Source organism: Kineococcus rhizosphaerae (assembly GCF_003002055.1).
Taxonomy (GTDB): domain Bacteria; phylum Actinomycetota; class Actinomycetes; order Actinomycetales; family Kineococcaceae; genus Kineococcus; species Kineococcus rhizosphaerae.
Genome location: NZ_PVZF01000022.1, coordinates 19,307 through 27,321, shown reverse-complemented (window position 1 = coordinate 27,321; position 8,015 = coordinate 19,307). Strand labels below are relative to the sequence as shown.

Sequence of the window (8,015 nt, the reverse complement as noted above, 5' to 3'; positions counted from 1 at the left end):
GTTGGCGAGTGCGGCGGTCGCCATGGTTGAGATTGCCTACACGCGGATGATGCTGCGCCGGTTGACCAGGCCGGCGCAGCCCTCACCGCACATCTGAAACAGTCACTTAGATCGCGACGCGCCGTCCCCTGCCGGACAGGTCTACGGCGGAGGACGCCCGGACCTCCAGCGACGGGGACAGAAGTGTGGCTAGTTCGGACTCGCCTCCTGCTAGTTGCTGAATCAGCAAGTCGGCCCCTTGCTGGCCCATCTCGCGGATGGGGGAATGCACAGACGTCATCGGCAGCGGCAAGTACCGCGCCAACGGGATGTCGTTGTAGCCCACGACAGCAAGGTCAACACCTGGATGCCGGCCCGCCTCGCGAGCTGCCCCCATGGCCCCGATCGCAGCGAAGTCGTTGGTGCCGAAGATGGCGGTGATCTCGGGGTCACGCAGCAGCAGTGTGCGCGCCGCGGTGTGGCCGCCGTCCGCGTCGTTCTGCGATTCCACGATCATCGCGGGCGGGACATCGTGGCCCGCGCGGTGGTAAGTACGCGTGAAACCGTGGGCGCGTTCGACGCCGGTGCTGGCGTAACCCGGGCCGGCGAGGATGCCTACCCGGCGATGTCCCATCTGAAGAAGGTGTTCGGCAGCGAGTTCGCCCCCGCGGATGTCGTCGGTGGTGACTCCGGGGTGCCCGTGCAGGCGTCGGTTCACTAGGACGTACGGAGTCGAACGTCGCCTGAGCGTGGCGACGACCTCGTCACCGTCTAGGCGTGCGTCACCGATGACGACGCCGTCCACCCGGCGCGAGAGCATGCCGTCCAGTTGCTGCAGGCGCACGGCGGGGTCGTCTTCGCTGTTTGCCACCAGCGTCGTGTACCCGTGGGTGCGAGCTTGGTTAGCGACCCCTTCATAGATGGAGGCTAGGACGAAGTCGGTCACGCGGGGGACCAGGACGCCGATGACCATGCTGCGTCCAGTGCGCAGGCTGGCAGCCGCGGGATCGGGTAGGTAACCCAACTCGGTAGCGATGACACGGATCCGTTCAGCGGTGGCACCACTGACCTGACTGGAGCCGCCCGACACCAGTGCGCGCGAGACGGTCGACTTGTTGACTCCCGCACGCCGGGCCACCTCGGCCAGGGTGACTCGCTTTGGCATGGTTCGGCTCCTGTCTCGCTGGTCGCAGCAGCCTAGTCGGCCACCCCCACAGTACTCGCGCGATCGATTGCACTGGATCTGCCCCTCACCTCATGTGTCGGGTGTGTTAAACCTCAGCCCGCTGGGGCGCTGACCGTTGACCGCCCCATGGTGGTGTGCGATGGTTTCGCAATCGGTTGCGAAGGTGACTAGGGCCACAGCAGAAGGGAGGGTCGGCGAGGGCTACGAGTGGGCTCTTGTCGTGTCGATCCAAGTATTGATCATGAAGCATTCGAGCGGCCTCGGCGAAGGGGGCGTCGCCGCTCGTGGGTGGTGACGTCCGTGGTGACAGACGCCGTCGGGGTGCTCTTCCGCCCCGGCTGTTCAATGCCTCACCTCGCTGGTGGCGTCGCTCGCCAGATCCCGGCCCGAGTGTCTCCCCGCAAAGACCCCTGCTGATTCCACTTCTCCACGACCCGACGGCTTCATGTGAAGGAGAACTTCGATGGCAAATCTTGAAGACGCACCGACCGCTCCGCCTGTACGTCGAACGCTCAGGGTTTCGCGCAAGGAGACCCGTCTGGGCACGACTCTCGCTCTGCTCGCCTGGATCTTCGCCGTGTACGACTACATCATGTTCGGCACTCTGCTGCCGGAGATTCGCACTGAGTACGGCTGGTCCGAGGGCACCGCCACTGGGATCGCCACCGCCATTTCTGTGGGCACCATGGTCGTCGTTCTGGGCGTCGGCCCACTCGTGGACAAGATCGGGCGCCGCCGCGGGATGATGGTTACCGTCGGCGGTACCGCGCTGGCCTCAGGCCTGACCGCACTGACGATGAACCCCGCTTACCTCATTGGGGTGCGGTCCATCGCAGGTCTGGGGATCGCCGAGCAGTCGGTCAATGCGACGTACCTGAACGAGATCTACGCCGCGACCGAGGACGATAAGATCAAGAAGAACCGCGGGTTCGCCTACGCGGTTGTCCAGAGCGGTTGGCCGATCGGCGTCTTCCTGGCCGCCGGGTTTGTCGCCCTGCTGCTTCCGCTGGTCGGTTGGCGCGGCGTGTTCGCCCTGGCGACCCTGCCGGCGATCGCCCTTGTCCTGCTGCGCCGCAAGCTCAAGGAGAGCCCGCAGTTCACGATCATCGAGCAGGCGCGTGCCCTGGAGAAGCAGGGCGACAAGGTCGCCGCCGACTCCCTGCTGAACACCTACGGCCTGCGTCACGAGAACGGCGCGCCGCTGCGCGCGATCTTCGCGCCCATGTTCCGCCGCAACACGATCCTGTTGTCGGTCGTGTGGTTCTTCAACTTCTTTGGGGTGACCACGTTCACCGCCCTGGGGACCACTCTGCTCACCAGCGGCAAGGGCATCCCGTTCTCGCTGTCGCTGTTGGTTTTCATGGTCGCCAACATCGGTGGTTTCCTGGGGTACCTCACCTTCGGTGCCATCGGTCAGCGTTTCGGGCGTCGCGGCGCTGCCGGCGTGGGTTTCATCATCGCGTGCTTCTTCTACACCGGCATGCTGCTGTGGGCCGAGGGCACCGTCTCGATCATGGTCCTGTACGCCCTGGGGCAGTTCTTCATGGCCGGCCCGTTCGCCTGCCTGATGTTCTTCATGGGTGAGAGCTACAGCACCGATTGCCGCGGGACCGGCACCACCTTCCTGAACGCCATCGGGCAACCCGGCTCCATCGCCGCCGGCGCCATCATCACCGCCATGCTCGTGTCCGGCTACGACTGGACGGTCACGGCGATGGTCGTCGGTGTCACGGGAGTGTTCCTGTCTGGGGTGGCCATGCTCTGCTGCAAGGTCATGCCGCAGCTCGACGACTTCGGTGCCGGACACGCCGCGCACGGACCGGTGGCCTGAGCCGGCCTCGGCGCCACGATGGGTGCGACATCTGCACGAACCGATTAGGGATTGGGCTTCGTGAGCGGTTGACCTGTCTAGGCAGGGCGCGTACGGTCTACGCAATCGATCGCGTAGATGCCGCGAAAATGCACCTCAGAAGTTCGCAATCGATCGCATTGAGAGGATGACCGACATGGTCAAGGACATCCGCGTGGGTGTGGGCGTCGACATCGACGCCGTCGCAGGTTGGCTCGGCTCTTACGGCGGTGAGGACTCTCCCGCCGACATCCAGCGAGGGATGTTCGCCGGCGAGATCGGCGTCCCGCGTCTGCTGAAGCTGTTCAAGCGGCTGGGCATCCAGACCACCTGGTTCGCCCCCGGGCACTCCATCGAGACCTTCCCGCACCGCATCGAGCAGATCGTCGAGGCCGGCCACGAGCTGGCCGGGCACGGGTACTCGCACGAGAACCCAATCTCTCTGAGTCCGCAGCAGGAAGAAGACATCATCGCCAAGTCCGTCGAGCTGGTCGAGAAGTTCTCCGGCCAGAAGCCTCGCGGCTACATCTCGCCCTGGTCGGAGATGTCGCCGGCCACCGCGGACCTGCTGCTGAAGAACGGCTTCCAGTACGACCGCAGCCAGCACTTCCACGACTTCCAGCCGTTTTACGCCCGTTCGGGGGACTCCTGGACGGTCATCGACACCGCCAAGCCGGCCGCGGACTGGATGAAGCCGCTGATCCGGGGCCAGGAGATCGATCTGGTCGAGATCACCTTCAACTGGTACCTCGACGACCTGCCGCCGATGATGTTCATCAAGAAGAGCCCCAACAGCCACGGGTTCGTGAACCCGCGCGACATCGAACAGCTGTGGATCGACCAGTTCGACTGGGTCTACCGCGAGTACGATTACGCGATCTTTCCGATGTGCATCCACCCCGACGTCTCGGGGCGCCCCCAGGTGCTGCTCATGCTCGAACGGGTTCTGCAGCACATCCAGAAGCACCCGGGTGTGACGATCGAACCGTTCGAGAACACCGTCGCGGACTTCCGCCGGCGCTTCCCGTTCGAGAGCAACAGCCGGTACCCCTTCGACCGCGAGATCGACTGAGGCACGGGAGGCCGACGTGACCGCACCCCCCCGGCCGCCCCGGTCGCCGGGACCACCTCTGGTCCTGGTCGCCGCGCTGGGCGGCACCATCGCCTCCCTACCCGCGCACGACGGTCGGCACGCCTCACCCCAGCTGTCGGGCGCTGAGCTCCTTGCCGCCGTCCCGGGCATCGAACGCCTCGCCCGTCTCGAACCGCTGCAGTTCCGCCAGGAGCCCTCGGGTTACCTGCGGCCGGCCGACGTCGTCGAGCTCGCCGAGGTGGTCCGCAAACGGTCCTCCGAGGTCGACGGCATCGTCATCACCCAAGGAACCGACACCCTGGAGGAAACCGCCTTCCTCCTGTCGCTGTTGCTCGAAGACACCGTCCCGGTCGTCCTGACCGGCGCCATGCGCAACGCCGGTCAGGCCGGCGCCGACGGCCCGGCCAACCTCCTGGCGGCGGTCCGCGTCGCTGTCGACCCCCGCGTGCGCACCTGTGGACCGGTCGTCGTCTTCAACGACGAGATCCACCTACCGCACTACGTGCGCAAGGGCCACACCTCCCAGGTCAGCGCCTTCAGCTCCCCGGGCCTGGGCCCGGTGGGCTGGGTGGTGGAGGACCGGGTCAGGCTTCCGCTGCAGCCCCGGACCCGCGAACGGGTTCCGCTCCCGGACGGCCCACCGACCAGCTGGCCACGCATTCCGATCGTCACCCTGGGGATGGGCGCCGAACTCCCGGAGGTGGTCGCGTCGGGCGCCTGCCAGGGACTGGTCCTGGAGAGTTACGGCGCTGGCCACGTCCCCGGGTGGACGGTGGACGCCCTCACCGCCGTGAGCCAGACCATGCCGGTCGTGATCGCCTCTCGTACCGGCAGCGGTGAGCTGTACCGGCACACCTACGATTACCCGGGATCCGAGACGGACCTGTTGGCCCGAGGGCTGATCAGCGCTCGGCACCTGGACGGCCTCAAGGCTCGCCTACTCCTGGGTGCCCTGCTGGCCGCAGGAGTCCAGAGAGGAAACCTGCAGTCGGAGTTCGACCGCATCCTGTGCTGACCTCTTTGAACCACCCCACCCGCAGCCGCCGAGGGTACTGCCCCGGTCGAGAGGAAACCTGATGTCCACCCCGTCCACCACTGCGACGACCGCCGCGGTCGAGGCAGGTGTCAACGACGAGGATGACCAGCGACGCGTAGCCGTCATCACTGGCGCCTCCAGCGGCATCGGCCGGGCCGTCGCCGTGGAACTGGCCCGCCAAGGCGTCGACGTCGTCATCGGAACCCACCCGGCCGACGCTCACGACCCTGAGCTCACGGCACAGCTGGTCGCGGACGTCGGCGGGCGGTCCGTCATCGCCGCCGTCGATGTCAGCTCCACCGCCCAGGTGGACGCGTTCGTCCAGGCGGCCCTGAACACCTGGGGCCGGCTGGATGTCGTCGTGGCCAACGCCGGCATCCTGCGCCGGACGCCGTTGGCGGACATGAGCGACAGCGAGTGGAACCGCATTCTCGACGTGGACCTCACGGGGGCGTTTCGCCTCTTCCGCGCCGCCGCCCCGCACACCGGCGCGGGTGGGGCGTTCGTGGGAATATCTTCCTTCGCCGGCGCCATCTTCGGCTGGCAGGAGCACGTCCACTACGCCAGCGCCAAGGCCGGCATGCTCGGCCTCATCCGCAGCTTGGCCATGGAACTGGGCCCGCAGGGAATCCGCGTCAACGCGGTGGTGCCCGGTACCATCGACACCCCGCAGGCGAATGACCCGGTGAACTCCCTGGGCCCGGAAGGGATCGCCGCTCAAGCCCTCGGAGTTCCGTTGCGGCGTACCGGGCGTGCCCAGGACGTAGCCAACGTGGTGCGCTTCCTCAGCTCCAGCGACGCCGCATACATCACCGGTCAGGCCGTCGTGGTGGACGGTGGGCTCTCGGTCCGGATGCCCGGATGAGCGCCCCCCTGTTGCAGGGTCGTCGAGCCCTCGTCGTCGGTGGCGGCGGTGAGATCGGCGCGGCTGTGGCGGAACTGTTCGCGGTCAACGGCGCCGCCGTCGTGGTCGCCGACCGTCCCGGCACCATCGCCTCGAGAACCATCACTGCCTCGAGCCGTTTCGAGACCGTCGACATCGACGTGACCGATCAGTCCTCGACGCGCGCCGCCGTGGCCGCGGCGACCGCACTGCTCGGCGGGCACGTCGAGATCGTCGTCAACAGCGCGGGGATCCTGGAGCAGGTTGCCGTCCGTGAGATGACCTTGGCGCAGTGGCAGCGGACCATCGACATCGACCTCACGGGGACGTTCCTGGTCGCCCAGGCGGTGCTGGACCCGATGCTGCAGGCTGGGTGGGGCCGGATCATCAACGTCGGTTCGCAGCTCGGTCTGCTCGGTGGCCAGACCCTGGCCCACTACGCCGCGGCCAAGGCCGGAGTCATCGGGTTCACCAAGTCCCTGGCCCGGGAGGTCGCCTCACAGGGCGTCCTGGTCAACACCATTGCCCCCGGCCCCATCGACACCGAGATGACGGCACGTGTCGACGAGGCGTGGAAGAAGGAGAAGCGGGCCGACTTGCCGCTGGGACGCTTCGGGACACCGGCCGAGGTCGCACCCACTGCCCTGCTGCTGGCCAGCGACCCCGGGGGCAACCTCTACGTCGGCCAGACCCTGGGCCCCAACAGCGGGGACGTCATGCCCTGAGGGGCAACCCCGCTGACTGCGGCTGCATGAACTGTGGCAGCACGAACGACTGATGCATGACGACGAACAACAACGAACGACACAGGTGGAGCATGAGCAACCAGAACCCAACCGACGTCTTCTTCGAGAAGTACGACCTCAACGGGCTGACGCTGCCGAACCGGTTGGCGGTGGCCCCGATGACGCGCGTGAGCGCGAACGCCGATGGCACCGTCACCGAGCGCGTCGCGAACTACTATGAACGCTGGGCGCGCGGCGGGTTCGGCCTCGTCATCACCGAGGGGTCCTTCACCGACTCCGAGTTCAGCCAGACCTACCTGCACCAGGCCGGGCTGGCCCGCCCCGAACACGCCCGTGCGTGGTCGACCGTCGTGGAACGCCTGCACGACGGCGGGTCCCTCGTCTTCGCCCAACTGCAGCACGGTGGTGGGCAGTCGCAGGGCAACGCCCACCGTGACGGGACCGTCGGCCCCTCGGCGATCGCCCCTCGTGGTGAGCAGCTCGGCATGTACCGCGGCAGCGGCCCCTACCGCACCCCTCGCGAACTGACCCACGCCGAACTGCGCGACGTCCGCGCCGGTTTCGTCCAGTCCGCGAAGAACGCCGTGGACGCCGGGTTCGACGGGGTCGAGGTGCACGGCGCCAACGGCTACCTGCTCGACGAGTTCATCACCGACTACCTCAACGAACGCACCGACGAGTACGGCGGTGACGTCGCCGGCCGCATCCGCTTCGCCGTGGAGGTGTGCCAGGACGTCATCGACGCCGTGGGGTCGCAGATCACCGTGGGGATCCGCATCTCCCAGGGCAAGGTCAGCGACAACCACCACAAGTGGGCCGGCGCCGAGCAGGAGGCAGCACAGATCTTCGTCGCCCTACGTGAGTCCGGTGTCGATTACGTCCATACCACCGAATACCGCGCCAGCGCCCCGCTGAACAGCGAGGGCACCAAGACCCTGGCCCGGGTGGCCAAGGACCACTTCGGGCGCACCGTGATCGCCAACGGCGGCATGGAGGTCGTGGCCGACTCGCGCGAACTCCTCACCACCGGTGCGGCCGACGTCGTGGCCATCGGCAAGGCTGCGCTGGCCGACCCGAGCTGGCCGCAGACCCTGCGTGCCGGTGGCGACACGAACCTGCCGCTACCCGACGGTCTGCTCGGCCCCTTAGCCGATGTGAAGGACCTCGAACTCGAGCTCAGCTGAGCGTTCCCCTCAGCCGGCCCGGACTGTTCCCGCTGTTCCGGGACCGGTTCGGGAGGCCC

7 protein-coding genes are annotated in these 8,015 nt (G+C 67.2%); 6 read left to right on the top strand and 1 reads right to left on the bottom strand.

Going from position 1 to position 8,015, the window contains the following annotated elements:
* Window positions 1-106: 106 nt before the first annotated feature.
* Window positions 107-1,144: a LacI family DNA-binding transcriptional regulator gene (locus CLV37_RS25480; RefSeq protein WP_106215559.1), complete on the bottom strand. Its 1,038-nt coding sequence runs from the start codon at window positions 1,142-1,144 to the stop codon at window positions 107-109.
* A 484-nt stretch (window positions 1,145-1,628) separates the two neighbouring features.
* Here CLV37_RS25480 and CLV37_RS25475 point away from each other — a divergent pair, with 484 nt between their 5' ends.
* From CLV37_RS25475 to CLV37_RS25450, 6 genes are all read left to right on the top strand, one after another.
* Entirely contained in the window at window positions 1,629-2,996 is a 1,368-nt protein-coding gene (locus tag CLV37_RS25475) for an MFS transporter (RefSeq protein WP_106215558.1), read from the top strand.
* A 175-nt stretch (window positions 2,997-3,171) separates the two neighbouring features.
* The gene (locus tag CLV37_RS25470; RefSeq protein ID WP_106215557.1) at window positions 3,172-4,086 is read left to right on the top strand and encodes a polysaccharide deacetylase family protein; all 915 of its coding nucleotides are present in this window, start codon (window positions 3,172-3,174) and stop codon (window positions 4,084-4,086) included.
* A gap of 16 nt (window positions 4,087-4,102) precedes the next feature.
* Window positions 4,103-5,122, top strand: coding sequence for an asparaginase (locus tag CLV37_RS25465; RefSeq protein WP_211298955.1), 1,020 nt, complete (start codon window positions 4,103-4,105; stop codon window positions 5,120-5,122).
* A gap of 61 nt (window positions 5,123-5,183) precedes the next feature.
* Window positions 5,184-6,008, top strand: a complete 825-nt coding sequence (locus tag CLV37_RS25460) for an SDR family NAD(P)-dependent oxidoreductase (protein ID WP_106215556.1) — start codon at window positions 5,184-5,186, stop codon at window positions 6,006-6,008.
* Window positions 6,005-6,751, top strand: a complete 747-nt coding sequence (locus CLV37_RS25455) for an SDR family oxidoreductase (protein WP_106215555.1) — start codon at window positions 6,005-6,007, stop codon at window positions 6,749-6,751. The genes CLV37_RS25460 and CLV37_RS25455 overlap by 4 nt, the downstream gene beginning before the upstream one ends.
* 92 nt (window positions 6,752-6,843) lie before the next feature.
* Window positions 6,844-7,956, top strand: a complete 1,113-nt coding sequence (locus CLV37_RS25450) for an oxidoreductase (protein WP_106215554.1) — start codon at window positions 6,844-6,846, stop codon at window positions 7,954-7,956.
* Window positions 7,957-8,015 lie beyond the last annotated feature (59 nt).